We start from the raw sequence: 15,237 nt of genomic DNA, 5'->3' as shown, positions 1-15,237 counted from the left end.
CCCCCCACGGCGGGTTCAGAGGGAGCCGCCCACGGAGGGGGTCGGCGTGAAGTTCACCGGCAGTGCCGTGAGTCCGCGCAGCCACGGGGAGGGCCTGCGCTCCAACGTGTCTGCGGGCACGGCCAGATCGATGTCGGGCAGCCGGTCGAGGACGACCTCGATGCCGGTCCGCGCGACGACCTCGGCGACCTCCTGGGCCGGGAACGGGCAGCGGTGCTCGCCGTGGCCGAAGGAGAAGTGCGCGCTGTTGCCGCCGGTGAACTCGGAGCCGTGGGTGCGTACCTGCGGGTCGTTGTTGGCGCCCTGGAGGCCGAGCAGCAGCAGGTCGCCCGCCCGCACGCGCCGGCCGCCGAGCTGGGTGTCGCGGGAGGCCCAGCGCCCGGCCACGTTCTGCGTGGGCGTGTCCTCCCACAGCACCTCGTTCATGGCTTCGGCGACGCTGTGCCGGCCGCCGAACAGGGAGGCCGCGAAGCGGTCGTCCGTCAGCATCAGGCGCAGCGAGTTGCCGATCCAGTCGGCGGTGGGCTGGTGCCCGGCCGCCATCATCACCATGAGGTCCTGTGTGATCTCCTCGTCCGTGAAGCCGCCGGGGTCGGCGAGCATCCGGCTGACCACGTCCTCGGCGGGCTCCGCCTTGCGCAGGGCGATCAGCTCGGCCATGGCCGAGCCGAGGTGCTGCTGACCGGCGATCGCGTTCTCGCGCCCGTTGATCATGTCGTTGAGCGCGGTGACGAGGCCGGGGCCCTGCTCGTCGGAGAAGCCGTAGAGCGTCGCCAGGACGCGTACGGGGAGCAGCGTCGCGTAGTCCCCGATGATGTCCGCGCCGCCCTTGGTGCAGATCGTGTCGATCAGCTCGTCGGCGAACCGCTCGGCGTGGCCGCGCAGTTCGAACGGGTCGACGGCTTCGAGGGCGTTGCCGATCATCGCGGCGCGCTCGCGGTGGCGCTCGCCGACGGTGTAGAGGATGGAGGGCTGCCTGCGGCCGATCATCGGCAGCATCGGCCAGTCGTCGGGGATGCTCGGCCACTGGCTCCACAGCTCGGAGTCGCGGCTGAACAGCACGGGGTCGCCGGTGACCTGGTGCAGTTCGCGGTAGCCGAGGACGAGCCACGCGGGCACGTCGCCGTCGAGCAGCACCGGCACCACGGAGCCGTGTTCGCGCCGCATCTCCCGGTAGAGGTCGCCGGGGTCGGACTGGAACCGGGGTCCGCTGAGGGGCACGGGTTCGGCGGTCACCGGATCAACTCCTCGACGGGTTCGGCCGCTTCGGCGCCACCGGCGCCCTTTGCGGCGTACAGGCTCTGGATGTGCTCGACCAGCGTGATCAGGACGCGCTTGCTCGACTCGCGGGACCGGGCGTCGCAGTCCACCAGCGGGACGTGCGGGTCCAGGTCCAGGGCCTCGCGGATCTGCTGCGGGGTGTGCGGATGGCCGCCGAAGTCGTTGCAGGCCACGATGAACGGCGTGCCGTGGTGTTCGAGGCGGTCGATGGCGTACCAGGAGTCGTCGATGCGGCGGGTGTCGACGAGCACGACCGCGCCGAGCGTGCCGGAGAACAGCCGGTCCCACAGGAACCAGAAGCGCTCCTGACCCGGTGCGCCGAAGAGGTAGAGCACGTTGCGGGTGTCGAGGCTGATGCGGCCGAAGTCGAAGGCGACCGTGGTCGCGGTCTTGCCGCGGACCTCGCTGATGTCGTCGACCGACTCGCCGGCCTGCGTCATCGTCTCCTCGGTGTTGAGGGGACGTATCTCGCTGACCGAGCGGACCATGGTCGTCTTGCCGACGCCGAATCCGCCGACCACGACGATCTTCAGACCGTTGTCGGCGGTGGCCCCCAGTGGGGCTCTCGCGTCAGAGGTTGCGGAGTCCAACGAGCACCTGCTCCAGGATGTCGGGATCGGGGATGCCGTTGTGCACGGCCTTGCGCGGGTGGCGGGCGCTGACGCGGCCCGCGGCGAGGAGGTCGGAGAGCAGGATCCGGGTGATGCTCACGGGCAGCCCCAGTTCGGCGGCGACCTCGACGACGGCCGTCGGCCGTGCGCACAGCCGCAGGATCGCGGTGTGCTCGGACTGCATGCCGGGCACCGGGTCGCACTCGGCCACGACCAGGGTCACCAGGTCGAAGGGGGTGTCGGGGGCGGACCGGCTGCGCCCTCCGGTGAGGGTGTACAGCCGGTCGGGCGCGTCGTCCCTGCCCGGGCGGCTCATGAGGTGCGCGGCAGCGCGCGCAGATGGCTGCCGAGCTGTTCCACGAGCTCGCTCATGTTGTGTCCGACGAGGCCGGCGTCGGCGTCCTCGCCGGTCACCACGGCCAGATGGGCTCCCTCGCCCGCCTCGACGATGAACAGGACCCCGCCGTAGAACTCGGCCATCGCGGACCGGACGCCGCCGCTGCCGTCCCCGAACTCCACGGACGCCCCGTGGGAGAGCGACTGGATGCCTGCGGCGATGGCGGCGAGCTGGTCGGCCTGGTCGACGGAGAGCTCCGGGGTCCGGCACAGCTTCAGGCCGTCCCGGGAGAGCACGAGCGCGTGCCGGGCGCCTGGTGTGCGCTCCAGCAGGCTCTCGATGAGCCAGGTGAGCTTCTCGTCGGCGGTGGCGGTGGTGCCGGTCATGAAGTGGGGTCGCCTTCCAGGTGCGAAGTGGCGTGGGGGGACGGTTCGGGCCCGGAGTCCTGCGCGGATCCGGTGTGGGCGCGCTCCCGCGGGGCGTCGCCGGGAGGGGTGTCGTCGCCGGCCCCGTCGGACGGGGTGCGGCGGACGGCCTGCCGGAAGCTGCCGAAGCGGGCGCCCCGGTACTTGTCGTCGGCGTCGGAGCGGGCCTCGGGGGCCGCTGCCGTCCGGGAGCGGCCCCGTTCGGCCTCGGCGAGGGTGCGGCCGCGGCTGCGCTTGGGCAGGTTGCCCGCGGACTCGTCGTCGTGGGACGCGAATTCGTGCGCGCGCACGGGTTCCGGCTCGGGGTCGGGCAGCGCCCGGGTGGCGCTGTGCGTCTCCCGCGGCTCGGGTGCCGGCAGGGCGGGCGGCTCGGGGGCGACCGGGGTCTCGGCGCCCGACGAGTCCGAGAGGATGTCCTGCGGCACGAGGACCAGGACGCCCGTGCCGCCGCGTGCCGAGGGGCGGAACGACACCCGCAGGCCGTACTTGCGGGCCAGCCGGCCGACGACCGCGAGGCCCAGCCGGGTGCCGGAGAGGCCGCCGAGGTCGGCGCCCTCGCCGGAGACGGCGCTCTCGGCGCGGCGCAGCTGCACCTCGCCCATCACCAGGCCGCTGTCCTCCACGGAGACGATGACGCCGGCCGGTACCTCCTCGACGTACACGTGGACCTCGGCGGTCGGCGGCGAGAAGTTCGCGGCGTTGTCGAGGATCTCGGCGAGCGCGTGCATCACGCCCTCGGCGGCGTGTCCGGCGACGGCGGCCTCGCTGGCCGAGTGGACGCGGACACGCTGGTAGCCGGCGATGCGGCCCATGGCGCCGCGCAGGATCGACTCCATGACGATGGGGCGCGCCCAGCGGCGGCCCGAGCGCGCGCCGGCGAGGACGGCGACGGAGTCGGCGAGGCGGCCCGCCTGGGCGGTGCGGTGGTCCAGGTGGAGCAGGTCGGCGAGGACCTCCTCGTCGGAGTGCTTGTCCTCCATGGCGCGCAGGTCGGCGAGCATGCCGGTGGCCAGGGCCTGCATCCGGCCGGCCGCGTTGGCGGCGGCCGAGACGGCGGCGGCGCGGTCGCTCCTGGCCCGCCGCAGTTCCGCGGCCTGCCGGGCGTTCTGGGTGCCGAGCCGGGCGCGTTCCTGGGCGAGTTCGGTGGTCAGCCGGGCGGTGTCCCGGGTGTTCCGCTCGTCCAGGAGGGTCCGCTCGGCGGCGAACCCGTCCGTGAGGAGTGTCCGCTCTACGGCGAACTCCTCCGTCAGGCGGGCGCGTTCGGCGGCGAACTCCTCGGTGAGTCGGGTGCGCTCCGCCGCGAACTCGTCGGTGAGGCGCGTGCGTTCGCGGCTGGTCTCGCCGGTCAGCCGGGCGCGCTCCTGGAGCAGCCGCCCGGTGTCGTTGGTCACCGAGTCCAGGCGGCGGCGCAGCAGCCGTGCCGTCACGGTGGCCCGGCTCGCCGCGGCGACGGCCGCGCACAGCAGGAGCGCGGCGGCGCCCAGGCCCCAGGCGAGGGGGGCGCGGGCCGTGCCGTCGGCCAGGGCGACCGTGGCGACGACGGCGAGTGCGGCGGGTACGGCGGTGGCGATCACGGCGGGTGCCACCGCGCGCAGGCCGGGTCGATCGCCTCTGGATGGTGCGAGGGACGGCCGGTCTGTCGCAGGGCGCGCGGGGGGGATGGGCGCGGTCATGAAATGGGGTCCTCGATCGGTCCTGGGCGAGAGCGACACCGGAAGCTCAAATCCAGCTCACTATATGAGAGTTCCTGATCGGGATGGGAAGGTTCTGCTTCCAGTTCTGCGAATTGGCCGCAATCTTGACGGTGTCTCATGCGGTTTCGGAACGATCTGCGGCCCCGGCAGCCGGGCATCCTGGGGGACATGAGGGATCTCCGGGAACTTCGGGACGCGCTGGAGCAGGCCGTGCGCGGGGACGTCGCCTTCGACGCCGGCGCACGCGCGCTGACCACCATGGACGCCTCCAACTACCGGCGCGTACCGCTCGGAGTGGTCGCGCCGGGGGACGCCGAGGACGTCGCGGCGGCACTGTCCGTCTGCTCCCGGTTCGGCGTGCCGGTCGTGGCACGCGGCGGCGGGACCTCGATCGCGGGACAGGCGACCGGTACCGGGGTGGTGCTGGACTTCACGCGCCACATGAACCGGATCGTCTCGCTGGACCCCGGGACCCTCACGGCGGTGGTGCAGCCGGGCGTCGTCCTGGACCGGCTCCAGGAGGCCGCCGCCCCGCACGGACTGCGCTTCGGCCCCGACCCCTCGACCCACGGCCGCTGCACGCTCGGCGGAATGATCGGCAACAACTCCTGCGGATCGCACTCCGTGGCCTGGGGCACGACCGCCGACAACGTCCGGGAGCTGTCCGTCCTCACCGCGCGGGGGGACGCCCTGGTCCTCGGCCGGTCCTGGGCGGGCGCCCCGGACGGGCTCAGGGCCCTGGTGGAGGGTGAGTCGGAGCGGCTGCGCACCGGCTTCCCCGACCTGCCGCGCCGGATCTCCGGGTACGCGCTGGACGCCCTCCTGCCCGAGCGGGGAGCCGACGTCGCCCGCTCGTTCTGCGGCTCCGAGGGGACCCTGGGCGTCCTGACGGAGGCCGTCGTAAGGCTGGTCGAGGCCCCGCGCGCACGGGCGCTGGCCGTGCTGGCGTACCCCGACGAGAGCGCGGCCGCCTCGGCCGCGCACGGACTGCTGCCGTACGGGCCGCTGACGGTCGAGGGCATGGCGGCCGACCTCGTGCCGCCCGGCGCCGGGCTCCCCCGGGGCGGTGCCTGGCTGTTCGTCGAGACGGGCGGCGGGACGCCGGGGGAGGCACGCGCGCGTGCGGACGCCGTCGTGCGCGCCGCCGACGTCGTGGACGCCCTCGTGGTGACCGATCCGGCCGGCCGGCGGGCCCTGTGGCGCATCCGCGAGGACGCGAGCGGCACGGCGACCCGGATGCCGGACGGCACCGAGGCCTGGCCCGGCTGGGAGGACTGCGCGGTGCCGCCGGCCCGACTGGGGCCGTATCTGCGGGACTTCAGGGCGCTGACGGCCTCGCACGGACTGCGCGGCACGCCGTACGGGCACTTCGGGGACGGCTGCGTCCACGTACGCATCGACTTCGACCTCCTGACCCGCGAGGGCGTCGCGCGCTTCCGCCGCTTCTCGGAGGACCTCGCCGACCTCGTCGTCTCCCACGGGGGCTCGCTGTCGGGCGAGCACGGGGACGGGCAGGCCCGGGCCGAACTGCTGCCGAGGATGTACGGGGAGCGGACGGTCGCCCTCTTCGAGCGGGTGAAGGACGTCTGGGACCCGGACGGCCTGCTCAACCCGGGCGTGCTCGTACGGCCCGCCGACCTCGACGAGAACCTCCGCTTCGCCGTGCTCCCCCGCGAGCCCGTCGACGTGGCCTTCGGCTATCCGCAGGACGGCGGGGACTTCTCGGCGGCGGTGCGCAGATGCGTGGGCGTGGCCAAGTGCCGTACGGCGGCGGGTCCGGACTCCGGCGTGATGTGCCCGTCCTTCCGGGCGACCGGCGAGGAGGAGCACTCCACCCGCGGACGGGCGCGGCTGCTGCACGAGATGCTCGCCGGCGAGGTGGTCACGGACGGCTGGGCGTCCACGGAGGTCCGCGACGCGCTGGACCTCTGCCTGTCCTGCAAGGGGTGCCGGTCCGACTGCCCTGTCGGCGTCGACATGGCCACCTACAAGGCGGAGTTCCTGCACCACCACTACGCGGGGCGCCGCCGGCCCGCGGCCCACTACGCGATGGGGTGGCTGCCGGTGTGGCTGCGGGCGGTCGCCCGCCTCGGGGCCGCCCGGCTCCTCAACCTCCTCTCCTCGGGCGGGCCGTCGGCACGCGCGGCGAAGCGGCTCGGCGGGATCGCGCGCGAGCGGGAGATCCCAAGGGTCGCCGAGGAGACGTTCAGGCGGTGGTTCCGGCGACGGTGGGCGGCGGCCGAGGACGCGCCGGGGCGGCCCGCGACGCTCCTGCTCCCCGACACCTTCACCGAACACCTCTCGCCGCAGGTGGGCCGGGCCGCCGTCCGGGTGCTGGAGGACGCGGGCCGCCGGGTCGTCCTGCCGCCGGAGGGCGTGTGCTGCGGGCTGACGTACGTCTCCACGGGCCAGCTCGACCGCGCCCGTACGGTGCTCCGGCGCACCCTGGACCTCATGGAGGCCCACCCGGACACCCCGCTGGTCGTCCTGGAGCCGAGCTGCGCCGCCGCCCTGCGCACGGACCTGCCCGAACTCCTCCACGACGATCCGCGCGCCCGGCGCCTCGCGGACTCGGTCGTGACGTTCGCCGAGGCGCTGGAGCGGCAGGCGCCGGACTGGGTCCCGCCGCGGGTCGACCGCCCGGTGGCCGGCCAGACCCACTGCCACCAGCACGCGGTGCTCGGCGACGACGCGGACCGCCGGCTGCGGGCGGCGGCGGGTCTCACCGGCGCGCTGTCGGGCGGCTGCTGCGGGCTGGCGGGCAACTTCGGCTTCGAGCGGGGGCACTACGACGTCTCGCTGGCGTGCGCCGAGGAGCGGCTGCTGCCCGCGGTCCGGGAGGCGGCCCCGGGGACGGTCGTCCTGGCGGACGGCTTCTCCTGCCGCACGCAACTGGAACAACTGGGCGGCGTACGCGGCCGCCATCTGGCGGAGGTACTGGCCGAAGCCCTGCCCGCGCCGCCCCCGAGCGGCACCGCCGACCGGACGTGACCGCCCGGGAGCCCGGGAGGTGCCCCGGGACACGGGCTGATCGCCGCCGCCCGCGGCCGGCGCCCTGGGGCACAGGGAGCCCGCGGCCCGGGGTGACCGTCTCGCGCGGCCGGCGCCGAGGGAGGGCGGAGCCGGTGTCCGGGGCGGCCTACCGCGCCCTCCGGGACCCGGCGGGCGGCGGCCACGGGTGAGCGCCGCGCCGCCCGGACTGCCCGCCCTCCGGGCTCGAAGTAAGCTGCAAAATGGGTTCACAGCCCTGACGCCAGTCCATTACTCTGGACTGGCAAGTGCATCATGATGGACGGTACGAACGAACGGCGGGCGGTGGCCCGCGACCCGAACTTCCTGGACGGACCCGTGAACATCCCCAGCACCGACCGGTCCCCGTCGGTCGCCGACCCCGCCGGCGTCGTCGCCGGACCGGCAGCGCTGCCGGGACCCGAGGCAGGACCCGGGGCGGAACCGGCCCCCGCGGACGCCCCCGGGGGATTGCGCGCCCTCGGTCCCGTGGGCCTCGTGCTCGCCGGCGGGGTCTCCGTCCAGTTCGGCGGAGCCCTGGCCGTGAGCCTGATGCCGCGTGCCGGGGCGCTCGGAGTCGTGACGCTGCGGCTCGCGGTCGCCGCGATCGTGCTGATGGTGATCTGCCGGCCCCGGCTGCGCGGCCACTCCCGGGTCGACTGGGGCACCGTCGTCGTCTTCGGCGTCACGATGGCCGCGATGAACGGCCTCTTCTACCAGTCCGTCGCCCGTATCCCGCTCGGCCCCGCCGTCACCCTGGAGGTGCTCGGCCCGCTGGTCCTGTCGGTGCTGGCCTCCCGCCGTGCCGTCAACCTCGTCTGGGCGGGGCTCGCCCTCTGCGGTGTCTTCCTCCTCGGCGGCGGCGGCTTCGGCAGCCTCGACCCCGCCGGTGTGGCCTTCGCCCTGGGCGCGGGCGCCATGTGGGCCGCGTACATCGTCTTCAGCGCCCGGACGGGCCGCCGTTTCCCGCAGGCCGACGGGCTGGCCCTGGCCATGGTGGTCGCCGCCGTGCTGTTCCTGCCGCTGGGTGTCGTCGAGTCCGGCGGCAAGCTCCTGGAACCGACCACGCTCGCCCTGGGCGCGGCCGTGGCCGTCCTGTCCTCCGTGCTGCCGTACACGCTCGAACTCCTCGCCCTGCGCCGCATGCCCGCGTCCACCTTCGCCGTGATGATGAGCCTGGAGCCCGCCATCGCCTCGCTCGCCGGATTCCTGGTGCTGAGCCAGACGCTGAGCGTGACGGAGGCCCTCGCGACAGCGCTCGTCATCGGGGCGAGCGTGGGCGCGGTGCGGACCCAGGTGGGCCGGGGGAGGGCGAAGGGCGTCGGCTGACCCGCCGGCCCCGTGCGGACGTCCGGACGGCCGCTCCCCTCCCGGACCGCCGGGGAAGGGACGGTGCCTCCCCTCCCGGACCGCCGGGGAAGGGACGGTGCCTCCCCTCCCGGACCGCCGGGGAAGGGACGGTGCCTCCCCTCCCGGACCGCCGGGGAAGGGACGGCCCTTCCCCTCCCGGACCGCCGGGTAGGGGCGCCCGATCTCCTCCCGGACCGCCGGGTAGGGACGGCCGCTCCCCTCCAGGACCGCCGGGTAGGGACGCCCGATCCCCTCCAGGACCGCCCGGGGAAAATTCAATGCAAGCATGCTTGCTTGTTTCTTCGGGCGCTGTCATGCTCCGGGGCACATCGTCGTGCCCACAGGGGAGCGCATCGTGTCCGAGCCGTCGTTCGTGATCGATGATCTGCACCAGGAGAGTGCGGAACTCGACCTGCTGGTGAGCGGGTTGGAGGAGGAGCGCTGGGCGCTCGCCACCCCGGCTCCGGGCTGGAGCGTCGCCCACCAGATCGCGCATCTCGCCTGGACCGACCGGTCCGCCCTGCTCGCGGTCACCGACGCCGACGCCTTCGCCAAGGAGGTCGAGAAGGCGCTCGCCTCGCCCGACGGCTTCGTGGACCAGGGCGCCGAGGAGGGGGCAGCGCTGCCGCCCGACCGGCTGCTCGCCGAGTGGCGGCAGGGGCGCGAGGCGCTGGAGGAGGCGCTGCGCGCGGCGCCCGCCGGAACACGGTTCCCCTGGTACGGGCCGCCCATGTCGGCCGCCTCCGTGGCGACGGGCCGGCTCATGGAGACCTGGGCGCACGGCCAGGACGTCGCCGACACCCTGGGAGTGACGCGGACGCCCACGGACCGGCTGCGGCACGTCGCGCGCATCGGCGTGCGGGCACGGAACTTCGCCTTCGCGGTACGGGGCCTGGGCGCGCCGGAGGAGGAGTTCCGCGTCGAACTCGCCGGACCCTCGGGCGGACTGTGGACGTACGGGCCCGAGGACGCCGCCCAGCGGGTCACCGGCCCCGCCCTCGACTTCTGCCTCCTGGTCACCCGGCGCGTGCACCGCGCCGACCTCGCCGTACGGGCCGAGGGGCCCGACGCGGACCGCTGGCTCGACATCGCCCAGGCCTTCGCCGGCCCGCCCGGCGCGGGCCGCGCCCCGAAGGGGGACGCGCGGTGACCGGCCCCGCGACGGACCCCGCGGCCACTTCGCCCACCGGCCCCGGCGGGCCCGGGGCCCCGCTGCGGATCGGCAACGCCTCGGGCTTCTACGGCGACCGCTTCGACGCCCTGCGCGAGATGCTCACCGGCGGCCCCCTGGACGTCCTGACCGGCGACTACCTCGCCGAGCTGACCATGCTGATCCTCGGCAGGGACCGGCTGAGGAACCCGGAGCACGGTTACGCCAGGACCTTCCTGCGCCAGCTGGAGGAGTGCCTCGGCCTCGCCCACGACAAGGGCGTGAAGGTCGTCACCAACGCCGGCGGCCTCAATCCGGCCGGGCTCGCCGCCGCCGTCCGCGACCTGGCCGACCGCCTGGGGGTCCCCGTACGCGTCGCCCACGTCGAGGGCGACGACCTGCGGCAGCGGCACCCCGGGAGCCTCACCGCGAACGCCTACCTCGGCGGCGGCGGCATCGCGGCCTGCCTGCGCGCGGGCGCGGACATCGTGGTCACCGGCCGGGTCACCGACGCCGCACTGGTCACCGGACCCGCCGCCGCGCACTTCGGCTGGGCGCCGGACGCGTACGACCGTCTCGCGGGTGCCGTCGTCGCGGGCCACGTCCTGGAGTGCGGCGCCCAGGCGACCGGCGGCAACTACGCCTTCTTCGCCGAGCACGACCCGGCGCTGCTGCGCCACCCCGGCTTCCCCGTCGCCGAACTGCACGAGGACGGCAGCAGCGTCATCACCAAGCACGACGGCACCGGCGGCCTCGTCGACACCGGCACGGTCACCGCCCAACTGCTGTACGAGACCGCCGGAGCCCGGTACGCGGGCCCGGACGTCACCGCGCGCCTCGACACCGTCCGGCTCACCCGCCAGGGCCCCGACCGGGTGCGGATCGACGGGGTCCGCGGAGAGGCCCCGCCGCCCACTCTCAAGGTCGGCCTCAACCGGCTCGGCGGCTTCCGCAACGAGGTCGTCTTCGTCCTGACCGGCCTCGACATCGAGCGGAAGGCCGCGTACGTGCGGTCCCAGATGGACACGGCGCTCACGGCCGCCAAGGCCCCGCCCGCCGAGGTCCGCTGGGACCTCGCCCGCACCGACCACCCCGACGCCGCCACCGAGGAGACCGCCAGCGCCCTGCTGCGGCTCGTCGTGCGGGACCCCGACCAGGACACCGTGGGCCGCGCCCTCGGGGCGGCCGCCGTCGAACTCGCCCTCGCCAGCTACCCCGGATTCCATGTGCTGGCGCCCCCGGGGAAGGGAGCGCCCTACGGGGTCTTCGAGGACGTGTACGTGCCCCGGGACGAGGTCGGCCACGAGGCGGTACTGCCCGACGGCAGCCGGCTCGCGGTGGCACCGGGGGCCGCCACCCGCGTACTGGAGCCGGTGGACGAGCCGCCGCTGCCCGAGCCGCTGCCGCCGGGGCCGACCCGGCGGGCGCCACTCGGCCTGGTCGCCGGCGCCCGCAGCGGCGACAAGGGCGGGAACGCCAACGTCGGGGTGTGGGTGCGCGGCGACGAGGCCTGGCGCTGGCTCGCCCACGAACTGACCACCGAGCGGTTCAGGGCCCTGATCCCCGAGAGCGCCGCACTGCCCGTCGTCCGCCACGTACTGCCCGGCCTGCGCGCCCTCAACTTCGTCGTCGAGGGCGTCCTCGGCGAGGGCGTCGCCGCGCAGCACCGCTTCGACCCGCAGGCCAAGGCCCTCGGCGAATGGCTGCGCTCCCGCCACCTCGACATCCCGGAGGTACTGCTGTGACGGTCCTGGCGTCCGCGCTGGACACCGCCGCGCCCGAGTACGCCGAGCACCGCGAGGCGATGCTCGCCAAGCTGGCCGGCCTCGACACCGAGCACGCGAAGGCTCTCGCGGGCGGCGGCGAGAAGTACGTCGCCCGGCACCGGGCCCGCGGCAAACTGACCGCCCGGGAACGGATCGAGCTGCTCCTCGACCCCGACACCCCGTTCCTCGAACTGTCGCCGCTCGCCGCCTGGGGCAGCGACTTCGCGGTCGGTGCCTCGCTCGTCACCGGGATCGGCGTCGTCGAGGGCGTGGAGTGCCTCGTCACGGCGAACGACCCGACCGTGCGCGGCGGCGCCAGCAACCCCTGGAGCCTGAGGAAGGCCCTGCGGGCGAACGAGATCGCGTACGCCAACCGGCTGCCCTGCATCAGCCTCGTCGAGTCGGGCGGCGCCGATCTGCCCTCCCAGAAGGAGATCTTCATCCCGGGGGGAGCGATCTTCCGCGACCTCACCCGGCTGTCCGCGGCCGGCATCCCCACCGTGGCGGTCGTCTTCGGGAACTCCACGGCGGGCGGCGCGTACGTCCCCGGCATGTCCGACCACGTGATCATGGTCAAGGAGCGGGCGAAGGTCTTCCTCGGCGGGCCGCCGCTGGTGAAGATGGCCACCGGCGAGGAGAGCGACGACGAGTCCCTGGGCGGCGCCGAGATGCACGCCCGCGTGTCGGGCCTCGCCGACCACTTCGCAGGGGACGAACGGGACGCCCTGCGGCAGGCCAGGCGCGTGGTCGCCCGTCTCAACCACCGCAAGGCGTACGGCGATCCCGGCCCGGCCGCCCCGCCCAAGTACGACGCGGACGAACTCCTCGGCATCGTCCCGGGGGACCTGCGCACCCCCTTCGACCCCCGCGAGGTCGTCGCCCGGATCGTCGACGCCTCCGACTTCGACGAGTTCAAGCCCCTGTACGGGACGAGCCTCACCACCGGCTGGGCCACCCTGCACGGCTATCCCGTGGGCATCCTCGCCAACGCGCGGGGCGTGCTCTTCAGCGAGGAGTCCCAGAAGGCCGCGCAGTTCATCCAGCTCGCCAACCAGCGCGACATCCCCCTGGTCTTCCTGCACAACACCACCGGGTACATGGTCGGCAAGGAGTACGAGCAGGGCGGCATCATCAAGCACGGCGCGATGATGATCAACGCAGTGAGCAACTCGCGGGTCCCGCACCTGTCCGTGCTGATGGGCGCGTCCTACGGAGCCGGCCACTACGGGATGTGCGGGCGCGCCTACGACCCGCGGTTCCTGTTCGCCTGGCCGAGCGCCAAGTCGGCCGTCATGGGCCCCCAGCAGCTCGCGGGAGTCCTGTCGATCGTCGCCCGGCAGTCCGCGACCGCGAAGGGGCAGCCGTACGACGACGACGCCGACGCCGCCCTGCGCGCGATGGTGGAGCAGCAGATCGAGTCGGAGTCCCTGCCCATGTTCCTGTCCGGGCGGCTGTACGACGACGGGGTCATCGACCCGCGCGACACCCGCACCGTCCTCGGCCTCTGCCTGTCCGCGATCCACACCGCCCCCTACGAGGGCGCCCGCGGCGGCTTCGGCGTCTTCCGGATGTGAGGTTCCCCCACGTGATTACGTCCCTGCTCGTCGCCAACCGCGGTGAGATCGCCTGCCGGGTCTTCCGGACCTGCCGTGAACTGGGCATCCGTACCGTCGCCGTGCACTCGGACGCCGACCGGGACGCCCTGCACACGCGCACCGCCGACACGGCGGTACGCCTCCCGGGCGCGTCGCCCGCCGAGACGTACCTGCGCGGCGACCTGATCGTGAAGGCCGCGCTCGCGGCGGGCGCGGACGCCGTGCACCCCGGGTACGGCTTCCTCTCGGAGAACGCCGACTTCGCCCGAGCCGTGCTCGACGCGGGCCTGGTCTGGGTCGGCCCCTCCCCGGAGGCGATCGACGCCATGGCCTCCAAGACCCGCGCCAAGGAGCTGATGGCCGCCGCCGGCGTCCCGCTGCTGGCCCCGCTCGACCCCGACGCGGTGACCGAGGACGACCTGCCCGTACTGGTGAAGGCGTCCGCGGGCGGCGGCGGGCGCGGGATGCGGGTCGTCCGCGAACGGGCCGCCCTGCGGGATGAGTTGCGGGCCGCCTCGGTCGAGGCGCTGAGCGCCTTCGGGGACGGGTCCGTGTTCGTCGAGCCGTACGTCGAGCGCGGCCGCCACGTCGAGGTGCAGGTCCTCGCCGACACGCACGGCACGGTCTGGGCGTGCGGGACCCGCGACTGCTCGCTCCAGCGCCGCCACCAGAAGGTCGTCGAGGAGGCCCCCGCGCCCGGCCTCGCGCCCGGTGTCGAGCAGCGGCTGTTCGACGCGGCGACGGCCGCCGCCCGGGCGATCTCCTACACGGGCGCCGGCACCGTCGAGTTCCTGGTCCGCGGGGACCGGCTCCACTTCCTGGAGATGAACACCCGCCTCCAGGTCGAACACCCGGTGACGGAGGCGGTGTTCGGGATCGACCTGGTCGCCCTGCAACTGCGCGTGGCCGAGGGGGCCGCCCTGGAGGGCGGGCCGCCGCGGCCTACCGGGCACGCGGTCGAGGCGCGCCTGTACGCCGAGGACCCGGCCCGCGACTGGGCCCCGCAGACCGGAGTCCTGCACCGGCTGTCCGTGCCCGGCGTCCGGCTGGACACCGGGTACGCGGACGGCGACGAGATCGGCGTCCACTACGACGCCATGCTGGCGAAGGCCGTCGCCCACGCGCCCACCCGGGCGGAGGCCCTGCGGAAACTCGCCGGGGCGCTGGAACGGGCCGAGGTGCACGGGCCCGTCACCAACCGGGACCTCCTCGTACGCTCCCTGCGCCACGAGGAGTTCACCTCGGCGCGGATGGACACCGGCTTCTACGGCCGGCACCTGTCCGGGCTCACGGCACCGGCGCCGGACCCGTACGCCCCGCTGGCCGCGGCGCTCGCGGACGCGCAGGGCCGCTCCCGCTTCGGCGGCTGGCGCAACGTGCCCTCCGGGCCGCAGTCCAAGCGCTACCGGACGGACGCCGACGGCACGGAGCACGAGGTCCACTACCGGCACACCCGGGACGGTCTCGCCGCCGAGGGCGTCCGCGTGGTGCGCGCGGCGGCCGGACAGGTCGTCCTCGAAGTCGACGGCCTGCGGCGGACGTTCGAGGTCCACCGCTACGGCGACCGGGTCCATGTGAACGCCACCGCGCTCACCGCCCTGCCGCGCTTCCCCGAGCCGGAGGCCGACCACGCGCCCGGCTCCCTGCTCGCGCCGATGCCCGGAACCGTCGTCCGTGTCGCCGACGGACTGGCCGCCGGGGTCTCCGTACGGGCGGGGGACCCGCTGATCTGGCTGGAGGCGATGAAGATGGAGCACCGGATCTCCGCTCCCGCCACCGGCACCCTCACGGCCCTGCACGCGGTCCCCGGCCGGCAGGTCGACGTGGGGACGCTGCTCGCCGTGGTCGAGCACGAGGAGGCGCCGGAACCGGTGTAGGGGGCCGGGCCGTGCCGCCCGCACGGTCCGGACGGGGGCCGTACCGCCCGACGGCCCCACCCGGGCACCCGCACGGGCGACGGCCCCGCCCACCCGTACCGGCACCCGGTCGACCCGCACGGCCCGCACCCGCACCGACCCG

The 15,237-nt window shown here is 74.7% G+C and carries 11 protein-coding genes; 6 read left to right on the top strand and 5 right to left on the bottom strand.

Going from position 1 to position 15,237, the window contains the following annotated elements:
• Positions 1-15: 15 nt before the first annotated feature.
• From IE265_RS05915 to IE265_RS05895, 5 genes are read right to left on the bottom strand one after another with little or no spacing between them, the layout of a single operon-like run.
• Positions 16-1,236: a cytochrome P450 gene (locus IE265_RS05915; protein WP_190034279.1), complete on the bottom strand. Its 1,221-nt coding sequence runs from the start codon at positions 1,234-1,236 to the stop codon at positions 16-18.
• The gene (locus IE265_RS05910) at positions 1,233-1,871 is read right to left on the bottom strand and encodes a GTP-binding protein (RefSeq protein WP_190034278.1); all 639 of its coding nucleotides are present in this window, start codon (positions 1,869-1,871) and stop codon (positions 1,233-1,235) included. The genes IE265_RS05915 and IE265_RS05910 overlap by 4 nt, the downstream gene beginning before the upstream one ends.
• The gene (locus IE265_RS05905) at positions 1,852-2,208 is read right to left on the bottom strand and encodes a DUF742 domain-containing protein (protein WP_190034277.1); all 357 of its coding nucleotides are present in this window, start codon (positions 2,206-2,208) and stop codon (positions 1,852-1,854) included. Before IE265_RS05905 ends, IE265_RS05910 begins: the two co-directional genes overlap by 20 nt.
• Positions 2,205-2,615 carry a roadblock/LC7 domain-containing protein gene (locus tag IE265_RS05900; RefSeq protein ID WP_190034276.1) on the bottom strand — a complete coding sequence of 137 codons (411 nt, stop codon included), beginning with the start codon at positions 2,613-2,615 and terminating at the stop codon, positions 2,205-2,207. The genes IE265_RS05905 and IE265_RS05900 overlap by 4 nt, the downstream gene beginning before the upstream one ends.
• Entirely contained in the window at positions 2,612-4,327 is a 1,716-nt protein-coding gene (locus IE265_RS05895; RefSeq protein ID WP_190034275.1) for a sensor histidine kinase, read from the bottom strand. The genes IE265_RS05900 and IE265_RS05895 overlap by 4 nt, the downstream gene beginning before the upstream one ends.
• Positions 4,328-4,516: 189 nt before the next feature.
• Here IE265_RS05895 and IE265_RS05890 point away from each other — a divergent pair, with 189 nt between their 5' ends.
• The 6 genes from IE265_RS05890 to IE265_RS05860 all read left to right on the top strand — a co-directional run bounded on the left by IE265_RS05890 (position 4,517) and on the right by IE265_RS05860 (position 15,095).
• Positions 4,517-7,339, top strand: a complete 2,823-nt coding sequence (locus IE265_RS05890; protein WP_190034274.1) for an FAD-binding and (Fe-S)-binding domain-containing protein — start codon at positions 4,517-4,519, stop codon at positions 7,337-7,339.
• A 294-nt stretch (positions 7,340-7,633) separates the two neighbouring features.
• The gene (locus IE265_RS05885; RefSeq protein ID WP_229916054.1) at positions 7,634-8,686 is read left to right on the top strand and encodes an EamA family transporter; all 1,053 of its coding nucleotides are present in this window, start codon (positions 7,634-7,636) and stop codon (positions 8,684-8,686) included.
• 376 nt (positions 8,687-9,062) lie between these two features.
• The gene (locus IE265_RS05875; protein ID WP_190034273.1) at positions 9,063-9,857 is read left to right on the top strand and encodes a TIGR03084 family metal-binding protein; all 795 of its coding nucleotides are present in this window, start codon (positions 9,063-9,065) and stop codon (positions 9,855-9,857) included.
• 62 nt (positions 9,858-9,919) lie between these two features.
• Positions 9,920-11,602 (top strand): acyclic terpene utilization AtuA family protein, encoded by a 1,683-nt coding sequence (locus IE265_RS05870; RefSeq protein WP_229916068.1) that lies wholly within the window; start codon positions 9,920-9,922, stop codon positions 11,600-11,602.
• Positions 11,599-13,197, top strand: coding sequence for an acyl-CoA carboxylase subunit beta (locus IE265_RS05865; protein WP_190034271.1), 1,599 nt, complete (start codon positions 11,599-11,601; stop codon positions 13,195-13,197). Before IE265_RS05870 ends, IE265_RS05865 begins: the two co-directional genes overlap by 4 nt.
• A gap of 11 nt (positions 13,198-13,208) precedes the next feature.
• Positions 13,209-15,095 carry an acetyl/propionyl/methylcrotonyl-CoA carboxylase subunit alpha gene (locus tag IE265_RS05860; protein ID WP_190034270.1) on the top strand — a complete coding sequence of 629 codons (1,887 nt, stop codon included), beginning with the start codon at positions 13,209-13,211 and terminating at the stop codon, positions 15,093-15,095.
• The last annotated feature ends 142 nt before the right edge of the window (positions 15,096-15,237 follow it).

It is taken from the genome of Streptomyces fructofermentans (genome assembly GCF_014651055.1).
GTDB lineage: Bacteria > Actinomycetota > Actinomycetes > Streptomycetales > Streptomycetaceae > Streptomyces > Streptomyces fructofermentans.
This window is presented reverse-complemented; position numbering and strand designations above follow the sequence as displayed.

What these genes read in the sequence shown, in the direction of transcription:
- IE265_RS05895 (WP_190034275.1), bottom strand. Translation starts at nt 4,327, where the DNA reads ATGACCGCGCCCATCCCCCCCGCGCGCCCTGCGACAGACCGGCCGTCC.
- IE265_RS05905 (WP_190034277.1), bottom strand. Translation starts at nt 2,208, where the DNA reads ATGAGCCGCCCGGGCAGGGACGACGCGCCCGACCGGCTGTACACCCTC.
- IE265_RS05900 (WP_190034276.1), bottom strand. Translation starts at nt 2,615, where the DNA reads ATGACCGGCACCACCGCCACCGCCGACGAGAAGCTCACCTGGCTCATC.
- IE265_RS05885 (WP_229916054.1), top strand. Translation starts at nt 7,634, where the DNA reads ATGATGGACGGTACGAACGAACGGCGGGCGGTGGCCCGCGACCCGAAC.
- IE265_RS05890 (WP_190034274.1), top strand. Translation starts at nt 4,517, where the DNA reads ATGAGGGATCTCCGGGAACTTCGGGACGCGCTGGAGCAGGCCGTGCGC.